We start from the raw sequence: 16,696 nt of genomic DNA, 5'->3' as shown, positions 1-16,696 counted from the left end.
AATCATGACTACGGATACGAAGCTCGCTGTTAAAAAAGTGAAGTTCATTATTACTCGTCAGGATGATCCCGAGTCCAAGCCATATATCGAGCAATTCGAGCTGGATTACCGTCCAGGCATGAATGTGATCAGCGCCTTGATGGAAATTCAGCGGAACCCGGTCAAGCAGGATGGAGCTCAGACCACAGCTGTATGCTGGGAATCCAATTGTCTTGAGGAGGTGTGCGGCGCTTGCTCGATGGTGATCAATGGCAAGCCCCGGCAGGCATGTGCGGCGCTGATCGACCAATTGGAGCAGCCGATTCGGATCGAGCCCATGCGTACTTTTCCGGTGGTCAGGGATCTGGTCATTGACCGGGCCCGGATGTTCAATGCCCTGAAAAAGGTTAAAGCATGGATCCCGATCGATGGTACGTATGATCTTGGTCCGGGCCCAAGAATGCCGGAGAAGAAGCGGCAGTGGGCCTATGAGCTTTCTAAATGTATGACCTGTGGGGTGTGCCTTGAGGCTTGCCCGAATGTGAACGAGAAAACCGACTTCATGGGGCCGGCGGCAATCTCCCAGGTTCGCTTGTTCAATGCGCATCCAACGGGAGAGATGTACGAGGATGAACGCTTGGATGCCTTGATGGAGGATGGCGGGATTGAGGGCTGCGGAAATTCCCAAAACTGTGTACGGGCTTGTCCGAAGGGAATTCCACTGACGACCTCCATTGCCGAAATGAACAAAGCCACCACAAAGCATATGTTCAAGCGTTGGTTGAATGTATAGCCATATTTTATATATTAGTTGAACTACTGAATATTACGTTCTGGGGCAACGTGTGAAGTGTTCTTACGATCGCTGTTGTTCGCAGATTTCTCTAATTGGACTAAGTTATTATAAGGTAGAAATCCACTCACAAAGGCGAACGCTTACGCTTCTTCAGCACACTTCACACTTATGCCCTTTCTACGTAGCTTTGTAGTTCAACTTATATAGCAACATACTCATAGCAACGTCTCAAGCAGATTCTCTGACAGGTGCAGGGAGTCTGCTTTTTTATATTTTTTGAAAGCGCAAACAAATTTTATATTGATCTAAAAAATGGAATGTGATACGATGTTTGGGAAATCGAAAACGTTACCGAAAAGGATGCCGATAAGGTTTTCGGAAACGATACCGAGTTGATTCGACATTTTATTTGGAAACGGATTCATTATGGTTTATAAAAAAAATTCAGGAGGGTTATTAGAGAATGAAGCGTACAAAATGGTTGGGTTTGATCCTTGCATTAACTTTGTTTGCAGGAATTGCTGCGGGCTGCGGCAAGGACAACAGCGGGGCTTCTGGTTCGAATGGCGCAAGCGGCAAGGCCGGAGATATTTACTTCCTGAATTTCAAGCCGGAGATTGCAGAGGTGTACGAGAAGATTGCCAAGGATTATGAGGCGGAGACTGGCGTTAAGGTGAAGGTAGTTACAGCTGCTGCGGGTACCTATGAGACCACACTGAAGTCGGAAATTGCCAAGTCCGAGGCTCCGACGATTTTTCAAATTAACGGACCTGTAGGGTATCAGAACTGGAAGGATTACACATTGGATCTCAAGGACACTAAGCTGTACAGCTACTTGTCCGATCAAAGCCTGGCAGTAACGAGCGAAGGCGGCGTTTACGGGATCCCTTATGTTGTAGAAGGGTATGGCATTATTTATAACGATGCGTTAATGAAGCAATATTTTGGGCTATCGGATAAGGCGGTATCGGTATCCTCGATGGAAGAAGTCAATAACTTTGACACCCTGAAGGCCGTAGTCGAGGATATGACAGCGAAGAGTGAGCAGTTGGGCATCAAGGGAGTGTTCGCTTCCACCTCGCTGGCTGCGGGCGAGCAGTGGAGATGGCAGACTCACTTGGCAAACATGCCGCTGTATTATGAGTTCAAGGACAATAAGGATTATGACAATACCGTGCTAGCCGGTCTTGCAACAAACGAGGCAGAGTTCAAGTATGATGCGAACTTCAAAAATATTTTTGACCTCTATATCCATAATTCGGTCACGAAGCCTACGCTGCTTGGCAGCAAGTCCGTATCGGATTCCATGGCCGAGTTTGCTTTGGGTCAAGCGGCAATGGTGCAGAACGGCAACTGGGCATGGTCGCAAATTAATGAAGTGGACGGCAACGTAGTGAAATCCGGGGACATCAAGTTCCTGCCAATATACACTGGCGTAGACGGAGAAGAAAGCCAAGGGCTGGCGATCGGAACCGAGAACTACCTGGCGATCAACAGCAAGGTATCTGCCGAGAAGCAGGAAGCCTCCATCGCGTTCTTGGAGTGGCTGTTCTCCAGTGACAAGGGTAAATCCTATGTGGCGAACGACCTGGGCTTCATCGCTCCTTTCAATACCTTCAATGATGATGAGAAGCCTGCTGACCCGCTTGCAAAAGAAGTAACGAACTGGATGGAAAAGGACGGCATCGTCTCGGTTCCGTGGACCTTCGCAGCATTTCCGAGTGAGGAATTCAAGAATCAGTTCGGGGATGGCCTGCTGCAATATGCCCAAGGCAATAAGTCGTGGGATGAAGTGGTGAAAATCTTCAAGGACAGCTGGAAAGCGGAAAAGGCAAAGTAAGCCTCAGTACTCGAATTTGTTTAAAGCCACGGTGTACCGGCCGGTATGCCGTGGTCTTCCTTTTATGCAATTTGGCATACCAAGCTGATCTATCATGTCAGGTAAGGTGAGGAGCAGAAATCTCATGCAAAAATCGATAAGAAGATATTTCGCCCTATTTGCATTGCCGACGATCCTGGTGTTCGCCGTCATTTTTATTATCCCGTTTATTCTGGGCGTCTACTTGTCCTTCACGGAATTCAGGACGGTGACCGATGCTTCTTGGATTGGGCTGGGCAACTATATCAAGGCATTCTCGAATCAGGATTTCATAAATGCACTGTGGTTTACGGTAAAATTCACAGTGGTTTCTGTAATTACTATCAATGTATTGGCATTTCTTCTGGCGGTACTGCTGACCCGGGGCGCCCGGGGAACCGATGTGTTCCGGACCGTATTCTTCATGCCGAATCTGATCGGCGGTATTGTACTGGGTTATATCTGGCTGCTCATCCTCAACGGAATCCTGATGAAGTTCGATGTAACGCTAACCTTCAGCGCTACCTATGGATTCTGGGGCCTAGTTATTCTGATGAACTGGCAATTGATCGGATATATGATGATTATCTACATTGCAGGCATTCAGAACGTATCCAAGGAAGTTATCGAAGCTGCGCAAATTGACGGAAGCACCCGTTTTGGCATATTACGCAATGTTACGATTCCGCTGGTCATGCCCTCCATTACAATCTGCTTGTTCCTGACCCTGTCGAATTCGTTCAAGCTGTTTGATCAGAATCTGGCGCTAACCGCGGGCGCACCCTCCAAGGAGACCTCGATGCTGGCGCTCGATATCTATAATACGTTCTATGGAAGTGTAGGCTGGGAAGGGGTTGGCCAAGCAAAAGCCGTGGTATTCTTCGTGCTGGTTGCCCTGATTGCTTTGATTCAGCTGGCAGCTACACGAAGCAAGGAGGTAGAGAGCTGATGAAAAAGACCACAATCCGCGATACAACTCTGTCTATTCTGCTGTTCCTGCTGGCCTGTCTGTTCCTGGCCCCTGTGCTGATCGTATTGATGAACTCGTTCAAAGGGAAGTTTTATATCAGTGATACCCCGTTTCGGTTTCCGGATCAGACGACGTTCATTGGGTTGAAAAACTACACAGAAGGTGTGGCAAAGACCGGTTTTTTCAACGCCTTTGGGATGTCACTCTTTATTACCGTTGGTTCGGTTCTCATTATCGTACTGCTGACAGCGATGACGGCCTGGTATATTACCCGCGTGAAAAGCGGTTTTACGAAGATGATCTACTATGTTTTCGTATTCTCAATGATTGTTCCGTTCCAGATGGTAATGTTCACCATGACCAAGACCGTTAATATGCTGCACCTGGATAATCCGGTTGGCATTCTGCTGATCTATCTTGGGTTCGGCGCGGGATTGTCTGTGTTTCTGTATAGCGGCTTTGTCAAATCTATCCCGCTTGAGATCGAGGAAGCGGACCTTATCGATGGCTGCACCCCGGTTCAGTCCTTCTTCCTGGTCGTCCTGCCGATCCTGAAGCCGATTGCTATTACAGTGGCTATTCTGAACGTAATGTGGGTATGGAACGACTATCTGCTTCCGCTGCTGGTCATCGGGTCCGAATACAGAACGATCCCGATTGCGATCCAGTATTTGAAGGGCGGGTACGGTTCTATTGATATGGGCGCGATGATGGCGATGCTAGTGCTAGCGATAATCCCGATTATCATTTTCTATCTATTCTGCCAAAAGTACATCATCGAGGGAGTGGTGGCGGGCGCTGTTAAAGGGTAGAGCCTCAGGTCTTGTATTCCATAAATTTAATTGCTATATTCAACATGAGAATGACGAGACCAAGAATATGAGGGAAGATCGTAAAAATGGCATCGATTACAATTATAGATATTGCAAAAATGTGCGGTGTTGGGGTAACGACGGTATCCCGTGCCATCAATAATCATCCGGATATCAGTGAAGAGACAAAAGCGATGATTATGAAGGTCATCAAGGAGAACCATTATGTTCCGAACAACAGCGCCAGAAATTTGAAGCGCTCCGCGTCCAAGACGATTGCTGTGCTGATCAAGGGGATTACGAATCCGTTCTTCAACCGGATGATCCAGGTGTTCGAGAAGGAAATCAAGCGCAAAAAATATTCCTTCATCCTGCAAAGGGTGGATGAGCATCAGGACGAGATCGAGGTGGCCATTGAGCTTGAAAAGGAGAAGCGGCTGAAGGGGATTGTATTCCTCGGCGGATACTTCTCTCATTCCAAGGAGAAGCTTGAGCAGTTAACCGTGCCATTTGTCCTCAGCACGATCGGGATGGCGCCAGAATTCGATCCGACAGAGTTCTCCTCCGTCTCAGTGGATGATTTTAAGGAAAGCTATAAAATCGTCGATTTTCTGTGCAGCCTCGGGCATCGCAAAATTGCGATCATCACGGCTCCTATGGACGACGTCAGTATCGGGAAGCTGAGATACGAAGGATACAAGAAGGCGCTAGAGGACCACGGCCTGCAGGTTGACAGCAGGCTGGTCTGCAGTATGAAGGACCATCTGGAGAGCTACTCCATGGAGAATGGCTATGTGGTCACCAAGGACTTGCTGGAGTCAGGCGAACCGTTCACGGCGCTGTTTGCTGTCTCGGACAGCTTGGCTGTGGGAGCGTGCAAGGCCATTTTTGAAAGCGGTAAACATGTGCCGGGCGATTACTCGGTTGCGGGCTTTGATGGCCTGGATATCGCTTATTACTATAATCCTTCGATTACTACGATCCGGCAGCCTGTCGAGGAAATTGCGGAGGAGACGCTGCGGATTCTGTTTGATTTGATCAATAAGAAGCAGTCCCATTCCCACAAAATTTTCCCCGGTGAGCTGATGATCCGTGAATCCACTGCCCGGATATGAAAGAACCCGGCTGCGCAGAGCAATCTGCATGGTCGGGTTCTTTTTGTTATGAACTGAAGCTATAGCAGAATTGAACCTGCGAGTCCGCCGACAATACCGATCAGTACGACCGAGCCAAAGACAAAGAGCAGGGTACAACCACTTTGACGGCAGAAGCACCTGAACGAGAGAGCCGAGCAGAATACCCAGCAGGGCTGCCTTCCATACGGACTTGAAATAGGCGGTGGCATATCCGGCAGCCAGTTCCCAGGAAGGAGAGGCCGCGGTATCGGAATTCAGAATAGAAGCTCCGATGGAGCGGGTCAATGCGGCATTGATTGCTTTGTTGTAATAGGGCCACCATTTGACATAGGTTAGGCCTGCAATGGCAATGATGAGGAATATTGCTATAAGCGCAGCGGTCCTGAAATTATGCTTGCCAGAGGGCTGAGGTGATTGGACATGATGTTTGACTGCCATGTTAAGACGCTCCTTGAATGGTTTAAATAAAACACACGAATTATAGTATAACATACGCTGATATTCATTTGCTTAAGGAAGGCGGATTGGAGTACGATTTGGATTGAAGGTTGATTCTGGGCAGGATGAAGGATTGAACGAAAATCCATATTGATGAAAGGACGATTATATATGTCAGCTTCTGAAAAGGTTAAATTAACATCTCTATCCAGCAAAGGGGGGTGCGGCTGCAAGATCGGGCCGGCCGATCTGATGCAGGTGATCCGCAGTCTTCCTGCGGCAGTTCCGAACCCGGATTTGCTTGTCGGGCTGGATACGAGTGATGATGCCGGCGTCTACCGCCTTACGGACGATTTGGCACTGGTTCAGACGGTTGATTTCTTCACACCGATTGTCGATGATCCGTATTCATTCGGACAAATAGCCGCTGCAAATGCAATCAGTGATATTTACGCTATGGGCGGCAAGCCGTTGACAGTGCTTAATATTGTAGCATTTCCTATCTCGACGCTGGATAAAAGCATTTTGGCCGATATTTTGCGGGGAGCTGCGGATAAAGTGCGTGAGGCCGGTGCCACACTGGTGGGAGGACACTCTATCGATGACAAAGAGCCGAAATTCGGTATGGCGGTAACAGGCCTTATTCATCCGGACAAAGTGAGAACCAATGCCGGCGCCCGGGCGGGGGACAGGCTGATTTTGACCAAGCCGATTGGGGTGGGCATCATGACCACTTCTATAAAAAAAGAGGCTTTGTCCTCACAGGAGATCGAACGAGTGACGACGGTGATGGCGACGCTCAACAAGACTGCTGCTGAGACCATGGCGGATTATGCCGTGCATGCCGTGACAGATGTGACAGGCTTTGGCTTGATGGGGCATGCGCTTGAGATGGCCAAAGGCAGCAATATGGGAATCCGGATTGTTGAAAGGGATGTACCGGTGCTGCCAAGAGTACGCGAACTGGCTGAACAAGGCTTTGTGCCGGGCGGAACTAAAAACAATTTTGCCCATGTCGAGGCGGATATTGATTTTCCGGCAGAGCTGGATCAGATCGGGCGCTGGATACTCTGTGATGCTGTAACCTCGGGAGGCTTGCTTATCTCGGTGGAAGCGGAGCAAGGTGAAGCCTTGCTTAAGGCATTGCTGGAAGCAGGAGTCGAGGCCTCAATCATCGGCGAGGTGACTGAAGATCATCCAGGCCGCATTGCAGTTATGTAACAACCTAGTTAGCAGAGGAGCCGAATGAAGGATGTTTACAGATATCACCATCGAGGAACTGACAGACAGAAGCAAGGAAAGACCGGTAGTGATCGATGTCCGGTCACCTTCCGAGTATGCGGAAGCAACAATTCCGGGGAGCCGGAATGTCCCTATATTTAATGATGAGGAGCGCGCCGAGATTGGCACGCTGTACAAGCAGGTCAGCGAGCAGGCGGCGCGAGATCGGGCGCTTGAGGTTGTGTCGGCCAAGCTCCCGGCCTTTATCCGGGAAATTGCCGGAATATCCGGTAAAAAGGTCGTGTTCTGCTGGCGTGGAGGCATGCGCAGCAGAACGACCGCTACCTTGCTGTCCCTGATGAATGTGCATGTATCCCGGCTGGAGGGCGGTTATCGGGCCTACCGGCAATGGGTTGTGCACATGCTTGAGAACATGACCTTTGATCCCCGGGCCGTCATGATCCATGGATTGACCGGCAGCGGGAAGACGGCCTTGCTGCACAGACTCAGGCAAACAGGCTATCCGGTTATTGATCTGGAAGGGATGGCCGGGCATCGAGGCTCAGTATTCGGCGAAATCGGAATGAGTCCCAGCAATCAGAAGACCTTTGATTCGCTATTGCTGGAGGATTTGCTGAGATTCCAGCAGTCCCCCTATGTGATTATGGAGGCGGAGAGCAAGCGGATCGGAAGGATCGTGGTTCCTGAGGTGCTCATGACGAAGAGGGACGAAGCCATTCATTTGCGAATCGAGCTGCCCTTAGAGGCGCGCGTGGAGACGATTCTTGAGGATTACCGGCCCTGGGAGCACCACGAAGCTTGCACAGCCGCATTTCGCAAAATTGCTTCCCGTATCCATCGTCCTATTGCTGAAGAGATTTCCGGGTCCCTCCTGGACGGCCAATATGACCGTGCTGTTGAACTGCTGCTGATTCATTATTACGACCCGAGGTATATTTTCACTGAAGAACAATATGCTTCCTCGGATATTCAACGGGTTCAGGCTGCTACGGTGGACGAGGCTGCATGTAAAGTAAAGGAACTGTTAAGTCACAAATTCGGAGGACAATATGCGGAATAATATACAAGTCCCCTTCGGATATGAACCGCCCGCAGAGCGGGAAAAAGGGACATTGTTGTTCTACGATTCATTTGAAGAGATCACGGAGGAGGAGCTGGATCAGGCATTGGCTCTGCTGGAGCGGCGCTCTTTCGCCCAGCTGGTCCTGTATCCCCTGCACGAAGAGACTGTGCGCAGAATGAGCCGCAAGCCGGTAACTCCGTACTACAAGCGGGAGGATGCTCTTCATGACTGGAGACGCAGCAGGGGCAGCAGCCAGGTTACCGTAGAGGGCTGGGATGGCAAAAGGAAGAAATACACACCGATGGATTCCGCCTTGCGATTCTTGGCCGAGAAATATCCTGCTCCTTATTTCTTATATCTCACCCCGGAGATGGCGAATGCCTTCGCCTCCTTCTCCTCCTTTGAGGAATGGATTACCCGGGTTCGTCTGATTTTGACGGAGGAGCCGGTCCAGCCTCATTCGAGGCTGACCCAATTCAGTCATCGCTGGGAAACCGCGGCGGCCGAAGGCAGCCGCTAGAGAGGAGGTTGATGAATCGATGAATCGAGCAAAGCGTCATTACTTCGCTTTATGGATTGTGATGCTGGCAGCATTTCTCGTGCTGTCGGGCTGCCGATCCGGGACAATCGCTCAACCGTCAGAGTCGGATCATAATACACCGAATCAGGTTGAGACCGGGCCGGATTCTGCGTTGCCGGATGAGCATGGAAAGCAGGAGGAGTCCGAGCCGCCGGCTGATCTCATTGCGAGCCAATTAGAGCAGCTAACAACGGCAGAGAAGATCGGCCAGCTCGTCCTCGTTGGAATGGATGGAACCAAGCCTGACAAGTATACCCGGCAATTGCTGGACGATTATCAGGTAGGCGGATTTATTTTTTACAAGGACAATATTTCCGATAGCGGCCAAGCGCTGAGCTTGTTCAATCAATTAAAAGAGGATAATGCCTCCAATCCGGTGCCGCTATTCTTAAGTGTGGATGAAGAGGGAGGCCGGGTATCCCGATTGCCAGGCGAATTCAGCAAGATGCCGACCGCAGCCAAAATAGGCGGGACCGGCGAGGGGGAGGCCGCAGCGGAGGCTTACCGGATCATCGGACAGGCCCTTTTCGGCTTCGGATTGAACCTGGATTTCGCTCCGGTGCTCGACGTTCATAGCAACCCGGATAATCCGGTCATTGGAGACCGAGCTTTTGGCACGACTCCTGAAGAGGTTAGTCTGATGGGATTAGCGGCGATGAAGGGCTTGTCGGATACCGGCGTCATTCCGGTTGTAAAGCACTTCCCTGGCCATGGCGATACCTCGGTCGATTCCCATCTGGGACTTCCAGTAGTCGAGCATGATCTCGACCGGCTGCGGGAATTCGAGTTGAAGCCATTCGCCGATGCGATAGAAGCCGGAGCAGACATGGTTATGATCGCCCATATTTTGCTGCCCAAATTGGACGCCGAGCATCCTGCCTCGTTCTCCCCTGCGGTCATTAATGACTTGTTACGGCAGGAAATGGGGTATGAAGGAGTCATTATTTCTGACGATATGACGATGGGGGCAATTACTGAAAATTACAAAATTGAACAAGCGGCGGTTGATTTCATTACGGCAGGCGGGAACATCGTGCTTGTCGGTCATAACTATGATCAGGAGATCGCAGTGATCGAGGCGCTAACCCTTGCTGTTGAGGAAGGAAAGATTAGCGGAGATATGCTCGATCAGCGGGTCTACCAGATCCTTAAGCTGAAGCAGAAGTATGCCCTGACCAACGCGCCTGCCGAAGGAGCGGATGCAAAGGCAATCAATGCGGAGATTAGCCGGTATGTGATGGAATATATTGGTACACTTTAAGATCAATATGACCGTCTTCATGTACCTGGACGCCTTCGTGCTCCAGGTACATTTTTTGCAAAAAGCGAGACTCATCATCTTGAAGCGCGATTTCTCCCCGGACATTGACGACTCTGTGCCAGGGAAGTCCGTGCTTTTCACTTGAGGAGTGCAGAATCCGGACGACCTGTCTCGCGGCTCTCGGGCTGCCTGCTTCGCGGGCAACTTGTCCATATGTCATCACCTTTCCGGGAGGAATGGAGTGAATGATAGAAATGACCATTGCGGTAAAGGGCTGCATGTGCGTGCTCCTTTCTGGAAAGTAATCTCGCCATAAAATTCATTAGTTCAACTTGTACAGAAAGGCGGAGGAATGATGAAATCTATTTTACACTCGGAGCGGCTGATTTTGAAGCGGCTGGATGAAATTGATGCGGAGCTGGTGCTTACCTATTTGCTGCGGAACAAGGAGTTCCTGCAGCCCTGGGAGCCTGAGCGATTTGACGAATTTTACAGGCTTGATACTCAGAAAAGGTTATTGGCCACAGAGGCTGAGCAGCACCGTTCCGGTGAGCTTCACAAGCTATGGATCTTTCGGAAGGAGCAGCCTGAAGTCGTCATCGGCTCGGTAACGCTCAGCAACATTGTGTATGGCGTGTTCCAGTCTTGCCACCTGGGGTATCGGCTGGATGCGGAGCAAGTCAACCGCGGATACATGACAGAAGCCGTTCGATCAATGATCGACTACGCCTTCAACGGGCTGGGCCTGCATCGAGTTGAGGCTAACATTATGCCAAGAAATGAGGCATCCCTGCAGGTGGTCCGGAAGCTGGGCTTCTACGAAGAAGGCAAGGCCATAAAGTATCTGAAAATCAACGGGATCTGGGAAGATCACCTTCACATGGTGATTCGAAATTCGGCGATGGAATAATACCCTCCGTTAGCTGCAGCGTAACCTATTCCGATCCTCATTCGTAAAATTAGCGGAAGCGGAAGGAGGACGACGATGGGCAAGCAATTGAAGCAACTGGGATATCCGGAGAAAATATATCTTTATATCGTAATATTTGTGGGGTCGTTAGTAGCCATGCTGTTCGTCACAGGCACGCAGCTGCCTGAAGGGGGAAGACCGCCCTACCTGTTCCTGGTTTGGAACACCTTTCTGGCATGGGTGCCGGCGGGACTCGCTCTGGTGTTGGACGGGATAAGCCTGCTCCGGACGAAGAGCTTGAGATGGATGCTCTATTTGATCGCCGGCGGACTGTGGCTCTTTTTTTATCCCAATGCGGCTTACTTGATTACCGATCTGTTGCATCCATTTGCGCGGTTAACTATTGAGGACAGCTACTTGTTTTGGCAGGATATGCTGTTTTGGAATCATTTATTTACCGTATTGCTGACGGCATTGTTAGGTCTTGTGCTCGGGGCAATCTCCCTTGCCTCTGTACATCGGCTGGTAGAGCGTGCACTTGGAAGAATTATCGGAATCATCTTTGCGGCGGCAGTTCTTCTGCTGAGCAGCTTTGGTGTGTATCTGGGCCGGTTTTTCCGGTTTAACAGCTGGGATGTGCTGCATCAGCCTGTCGGATTACTGAGACAAATCCTGTCCTATTTTACAAACATGGAACATGTGCTTCATGCATATGCGTATTGTAAGTGGATTTTCTTGATCACCGGCTTCGGATACATGGTATTCTGTCTGTTCGGAGCGATGAATCGCAGGATGACACAAGGAGGTGACTAGGTGATTGGATCATAAAGAAAGACTTCGGTTGCAGTTTCCTGTCTTGGAAAGTGAGCGCCTCAGATTGCGGAGATTGGAGCATAAGGATTCAGAAATATTATATGCTTGCATTATGGCCCCTCAGGTTCGAGTGTATACCGCTTTTAAGCCGCACACCCTGTTGTTTCCTGATCGGCTGATGCGTTATCTTATGGACAGCTACCGGCATTTGCGGGATGTGCATTTTGCGGTGGAATGGAAGGAGACAGGAGATTGCATCGGGCTATGCTCGCTCCAGCGCTGGGATCCCGGGAGCGGGAGCGCCAGACTGGGCTATTTGCTGGCCCCTGAGTGGTGGAATCGAGGAATTGCCACAGAGGCGGTAAAGCTGATTACCGGCTTCGGGTTTGAACAATTGGAGCTTCGGCAGATTGAAGCCTTTTGCGGAGAAGCGAATCTCGCTTCGCGCCGTGTCCTTGAAAAATGCGGATATTCAGAGCAAGGAAGTGTCGGTGCTGCATTTGTTACACAACTGAAATATACTTGTGACAGAACCCTAACAGTAAGGGGGTAAACTTAGTGCATGACCCCCTTTTGAATATATTTGTTATTTGGAATCCGGCGAGGAAACGTACGGGTTCCCTTTTTTTTGTCTTGATGAAAATCGGTAAGACTACAGAGGGACTGCTATACGAGTCTTATTCTTGTAGTAGACCCATTCGTTATATCCGATTTCCTTCAGTTTCCGGGCAACCTCGTCCCATTCATCCGCAACACGGCTAGGGATATGAGCGTCGGAGCCGAAGGTAATATCTACGCCGAAGTAACGGGCGCGCTCCAGAATGGCATCGGACGGATACCAGCCTCCGGAGAGCTTCGTCTTTCCCGACGTATTTACTTCGATAGCCACCCGAGCCCCGGCAATGATCCGCAGCGTCTCATCGACGGCCTCTGTGGCAGGAATATCCGAGAAGGCTGGATAATTTCCCTTCATCGCGTCTATATGCCCAAGAATTTGAAACAGCCCGCTGCGGGCGGAGTCCTGTATTAATGCGTAATAGGCGGTCTTGTCCGCAATTCGTCTCTGCTCGTCCAGTCCCTTCCAGCGCCGTTTGTTGAAGATGCTTACCTCATTTACACTATGTACGGAGCCGATAATGTAATCGAAGGGATATTGAGACAGCACCTTCCTGTATTGCTCGATATGATCTGGAAAATAGTCGGACTCAATGCCGAGCAGCACGTCGATACGGCCGGCGTACTCCTGTTTTAACTGCAGGACCTCATCGACATAGCCGGCAAAATCACGCTGGGCCATGGCGATATGCGGGAATGGATGCTCCTCGTCATGCCCGAAGTAAGGCGTATGATCGCTAATGCCGATGACAGACAAGCCGGCTGCAATTCCGGCTTCGATATAGTCGCGGATGGTTCCGTCGGCATGACCGCAGCGAAAATGATGAGTATGAAGATCAAATTTCATATGGATGCTCCTTTCCGGGTTATTTTTCGATAGATTGAGGAATTTATTCTGAGCTGATAAAACTTGTTTCAGGCATCCCCTTTAGATCGCCTAGAAATTGCTGCATTGCAGAATTGATGTATCTGCTGGACTTATAGATCACGCCCACGGGATGGGTGACTTCCAGTTCCGGGATCGGTACAACGACAAGGGAGCCTTGCTTGAGCTCGCGGAGAATGGATTGTCTGGAGATGATCGCGGCCCCAAGGTTGATTTCCACCATTCGCTTTACTTCCTCGCTGCTGGGCAGCTCCATGACAATATGCGGTTCGATATCATGGGATTTGAACAAATCGTCGGCGAATCTTCGGCCTACCGTATCCGGGGACAGCATAATGAGCGGAACGTCGCGCAGCATATCCATACGGGGGATTTTCTCACTGGCGAGCGGGTGATGCGGAGATACCGCCAACCCGAAGGTATCATAGTACAGCACAGATGAATGCACCTGGGGATTGTTCTCGATCAGGTAACCGATCCCGATATCGACCAAACCTTGCTCGACACTTTGATAAATGAGGGAAGAGGGCATGGACTGAATGGTGGTCTTGATCAGCGGGAATTGATCCTGGAAATAGGACAAGATCCGCGGCAGGATCTGGATGGCGATAGAGGTTGTCGTCCCCAGCACAATATGTCCTTGCGGTGTGTGCTCAAGATCGGTGAGCTTTTGCTTGAGTTCTTCCACCACGTCCAGAATTTGCTCTGCCTTATCCAAGAATACTTGTCCTCTGTCTGTAAGGGCTACAGGCTGGTTTCGGTCGACGAGGACAACTCCGAATTCATCCTCCAGGCTTTTGATCTGGGCAGATACTGCAGGCTGTGTCAAATTCAGCAGTTCGCCCGCCTTGCGGAAGCTCTTAGTCTTGGAAATGGTGATCAGTGTCTCCAATTGACTGATATTCATGGCGATCCCCCTCTCTGATTCATTTGATATCTAATAATTATAGAAGATTTTTCTGGGCTAAATCAATGACACGTATTTGACAAGAGGAGTTAGAGGGATTGCGAAAATTTTCTCTAATATTACAGATTTCGATTTTTAATGACTTATAGATGGGAATAAAGTATAATATCAACATAAAAAAGCAGGACTTTTGTAGCGGTATTTTAGTAAGATAACTACTTCATATGTGAAAAGGGGCGTAATAGTGAAAGCAGAAGTGATCAATCCTTTTCTGGAATCTGCGCGTTCGGTCATAGAACAGGTGGTACAAGTCTCTCCTTCAACCGGCAATCCGGGTCTAAAGGATGTCGCTTTAATTCAGGATCATATCTGGATTCAAATCGGTATGACCGGGTATTTCAGCGGAATGGTCGTGTTTGGTCTGGAGGAGACAGTTGCTTTAAGACTTGTCTCGGCGATGATGGGCGGTTTTGTTATCACGGAAATGGATGAGATGGGCCAAAGTGCTATTTCTGAGCTGGGCAATATGATTAGCGGAAATGCAAGCATGATTCTGGCCAATCAAGGTTACAGCGTTGATATTACCCCTCCGCAAGTGATTAAGTCTAGCGTAGGCGGTAGTGAGCAGGCGCCGCGCAAGGCCTTGTGCATTCCACTCGTCATGGATGGAATCGGGGAGTTGGACATTCAGGTGATGGTTTCTTAAGGGAAATGAGTTGAACCGGAGGAATACGGATGCAGCTTAACGATAAAGTGATTGTCATTACCGGAGCCTCAAGTGGAATTGGGGCTCTTGCTGCGCAGATGCTGTCCCGGGAAGGAGCTACGGTTGTACTTGCCGCTAGGTCGGCCGATAAGCTCCAAGCCGTTGGCAGAGGCATGATGGGGCCTTATCATGTGGTCGAGATGGACGTGGCAAGCGATGCATCGGTAGCCGCAGGCTTTGCTGAGATTTACAAGCGGTACGGCAGGGTGGATGTGCTTGTGAACAATGCGGGCTATGGAAAATTCACAGCCCTGGACGAGACGCCGTTGCAGGACTATTCCGAAATGATGAATGTGAACTACATGGGGATCGTTCGCTGTACAAAGGAAGTCCTTCCGGCGATGAAAGCGGCAGGAAGAGGAAGGATCGTCAATGTTGCTTCGATTGCGGGAAAGATCGGCACAGCGAAGTCCACGGCTTATACAGCTACCAAGCATGCCGTTATTGGCTTCAGCAGCGCATTGAGACAAGAACTGTCGGGCAGCGGGATTACGGTATCGACGATCAATCCCGGGCCGATCGATACGCCATTTTTCCAGATCGCTGATCCGGACGGTCATTATGTAAACAATGTAAAGTGGTTTATGATGAAGCCCGAACGGGTGGCCGGCGCGGTCGTGAAGGCGGTCCGGACAGGCAAGACGGAGATGAATCTTCCCTGGGTAGCAGGGGCGGGCGCAAAGCTTTATCAGCTATTTCCCGCTGCGGTAGGCCGCATAACGTCCGGAATGCTGAATAAAAAATAATCGTTATAACCTGCTTGCTGTGCCGTGATAAATGAATAGCAAAGACGCCAAAAGGCCGCATAAACACATTATGTTTATATGCGGTCTTGTTGAAGTTGAGTAGCTGCACAATGATGCGATGCGGGCATATTAGCGGGAAATGTGTATTAGTGGCAAAATCTGCAATAGCAGGAAGACAGTTAAACATCGGAGGGTGAGTTGGAGGGGCAACGTGTGAAGGGTTACTACGATCGCTGTTGTTTGCGGATTTCTTGGACTAAGTTCTAGCAAAGGGGAAATCCGCTCACAAAGGCGACTGCTTCGAGCATATGCCTCCCGAAGTAGCTTTCTTACAGAAAGCTTTTACTACAGTACACTTCACACTTATGCCCTAACTACTTCGCCTTTGCAGTTTAACTGCAATGCAGTTTGCACATAGCTATCCTAAGCTGCATAGCAATAACTTCACTGCTATTAACTTACCTCCCTGCGGCATGCAAGCAGGAGACTATGCATAGCCTTGGGCTAAGCGCGAATGGCTGCTTGCGCGATAGCTTATGCACGACGTCAATGACCTGCCGCGCCTAAAGTTGCACCTCCGCCTCACGATGCTCCGGTCTTGCACCGAAGCTTTGCATGTCCTACCAATACGGAAGTTTTTCTCCGAAATTAACTTGCCCCATCGGAATTCCACGCTTGCTCTGAAATTTACTGGCCCTATTTGATCAACTTCTTGACGCCACCTGATCAGCCTCATCTGGTCGCTCTCCAGTGAAATTTCTTACCTTAAATTCTTCATTTGACGCTCGAACCCACTTTTAGTGAAAAAAATTACCTTAGATCGCCAGTATCTAGTTAAACCCACGGTATAGCCAACTTTAAGCGAAAGAATTTCACTATATCCGTATTTCCACCATCTCATCTAAATTTAGAGTAACT

At 49.7% G+C, this 16,696-nt stretch carries 17 protein-coding genes; 14 read left to right on the top strand and 3 right to left on the bottom strand.

The genetic code is table 11. The features are described from left to right. Positions 1-4: 4 nt before the first annotated feature. The 9 genes from sdhB to nagZ all read left to right on the top strand — a co-directional run bounded on the left by sdhB (position 5) and on the right by nagZ (position 10,135). Positions 5-772 carry a succinate dehydrogenase iron-sulfur subunit gene (sdhB, locus tag TX85_RS21220; RefSeq protein WP_044481877.1) on the top strand — a complete coding sequence of 256 codons (768 nt, stop codon included), beginning with the start codon at positions 5-7 and terminating at the stop codon, positions 770-772. Between the two features lie 466 nt (positions 773-1,238). Next, positions 1,239-2,615: an ABC transporter substrate-binding protein gene (locus tag TX85_RS21215; protein WP_044481876.1), complete on the top strand. Its 1,377-nt coding sequence runs from the start codon at positions 1,239-1,241 to the stop codon at positions 2,613-2,615. Positions 2,616-2,739: 124 nt separating this feature from the next. Beyond that, positions 2,740-3,582, top strand: a complete 843-nt coding sequence (locus TX85_RS21210) for a carbohydrate ABC transporter permease (protein WP_044481875.1) — start codon at positions 2,740-2,742, stop codon at positions 3,580-3,582. Continuing rightward, positions 3,582-4,415, top strand: coding sequence for a carbohydrate ABC transporter permease (locus TX85_RS21205; protein WP_044481874.1), 834 nt, complete (start codon positions 3,582-3,584; stop codon positions 4,413-4,415). The genes TX85_RS21210 and TX85_RS21205 overlap by 1 nt, the downstream gene beginning before the upstream one ends. An 86-nt stretch (positions 4,416-4,501) precedes the next feature. Then, a complete protein-coding gene (locus TX85_RS21200) occupies positions 4,502-5,530 on the top strand; it encodes a LacI family DNA-binding transcriptional regulator (protein ID WP_044481873.1) in 1,029 nt (342 codons plus the stop codon). A gap of 630 nt (positions 5,531-6,160) precedes the next feature. Next, positions 6,161-7,210: a selenide, water dikinase SelD gene (gene selD, locus TX85_RS21195; RefSeq protein ID WP_044481872.1), complete on the top strand. Its 1,050-nt coding sequence runs from the start codon at positions 6,161-6,163 to the stop codon at positions 7,208-7,210. 31 nt (positions 7,211-7,241) lie between these two features. Beyond that, positions 7,242-8,291, top strand: a complete 1,050-nt coding sequence (gene mnmH / locus TX85_RS21190; protein ID WP_044481871.1) for a tRNA 2-selenouridine(34) synthase MnmH — start codon at positions 7,242-7,244, stop codon at positions 8,289-8,291. Further along, complete coding sequence (locus TX85_RS21185; RefSeq protein ID WP_044481870.1) at positions 8,281-8,814, top strand: hypothetical protein; 534 nt, start codon at positions 8,281-8,283, stop codon at positions 8,812-8,814. The genes mnmH and TX85_RS21185 overlap by 11 nt, the downstream gene beginning before the upstream one ends. Positions 8,815-8,833: 19 nt before the next feature. Further along, complete coding sequence (gene nagZ / locus TX85_RS21180; RefSeq protein WP_044481869.1) at positions 8,834-10,135, top strand: beta-N-acetylhexosaminidase; 1,302 nt, start codon at positions 8,834-8,836, stop codon at positions 10,133-10,135. On the opposite strand, the gene TX85_RS21175 is transcribed toward nagZ, so the two are convergent. Further along, complete coding sequence (locus TX85_RS21175) at positions 10,098-10,415, bottom strand: MGMT family protein (protein WP_044481868.1); 318 nt, start codon at positions 10,413-10,415, stop codon at positions 10,098-10,100. The two genes, nagZ and TX85_RS21175, sit on opposite strands and share 38 nt — an antisense overlap. Positions 10,416-10,490: 75 nt before the next feature. Here TX85_RS21175 and TX85_RS21170 point away from each other — a divergent pair, with 75 nt between their 5' ends. The 3 genes from TX85_RS21170 (at position 10,491) to TX85_RS21160 (ending at position 12,411) form a co-directional block, all read left to right on the top strand. After that, on the top strand, positions 10,491-11,045 hold the full coding sequence (locus TX85_RS21170; protein ID WP_044481867.1) for a GNAT family N-acetyltransferase: 555 nt from the start codon (positions 10,491-10,493) through the stop codon (positions 11,043-11,045). 75 nt (positions 11,046-11,120) lie between these two features. After that, entirely contained in the window at positions 11,121-11,858 is a 738-nt protein-coding gene (locus TX85_RS21165; RefSeq protein ID WP_044481866.1) for a DUF1361 domain-containing protein, read from the top strand. A 4-nt stretch (positions 11,859-11,862) separates the two neighbouring features. Then, positions 11,863-12,411, top strand: a complete 549-nt coding sequence (locus TX85_RS21160; protein ID WP_044481865.1) for a GNAT family N-acetyltransferase — start codon at positions 11,863-11,865, stop codon at positions 12,409-12,411. 99 nt (positions 12,412-12,510) lie between these two features. Here the strand turns inward: TX85_RS21160 and TX85_RS21155 are convergent, their stop codons facing one another. Further along, positions 12,511-13,320, bottom strand: coding sequence for a histidinol-phosphatase (locus TX85_RS21155; RefSeq protein WP_044481864.1), 810 nt, complete (start codon positions 13,318-13,320; stop codon positions 12,511-12,513). Positions 13,321-13,363: 43 nt separating this feature from the next. After that, positions 13,364-14,266, bottom strand: coding sequence for a LysR family transcriptional regulator (locus TX85_RS21150; protein ID WP_044481863.1), 903 nt, complete (start codon positions 14,264-14,266; stop codon positions 13,364-13,366). A gap of 244 nt (positions 14,267-14,510) precedes the next feature. Here TX85_RS21150 and TX85_RS21145 point away from each other — a divergent pair, with 244 nt between their 5' ends. Further along, positions 14,511-14,972 (top strand): chemotaxis protein CheX, encoded by a 462-nt coding sequence (locus TX85_RS21145; protein ID WP_044481862.1) that lies wholly within the window; start codon positions 14,511-14,513, stop codon positions 14,970-14,972. Between the two features lie 29 nt (positions 14,973-15,001). Next, positions 15,002-15,778, top strand: coding sequence for an SDR family NAD(P)-dependent oxidoreductase (locus tag TX85_RS21140; RefSeq protein ID WP_044481861.1), 777 nt, complete (start codon positions 15,002-15,004; stop codon positions 15,776-15,778). Positions 15,779-16,696: the final 918 nt, after the last annotated feature.

The organism is Paenibacillus antibioticophila, from assembly GCF_000455265.1.
GTDB lineage: Bacteria > Bacillota > Bacilli > Paenibacillales > Paenibacillaceae > Fontibacillus > Fontibacillus antibioticophila.
Note: the sequence above shows the minus strand (reverse complement) of the source record. Positions and strands in the feature narration are given on the sequence as shown.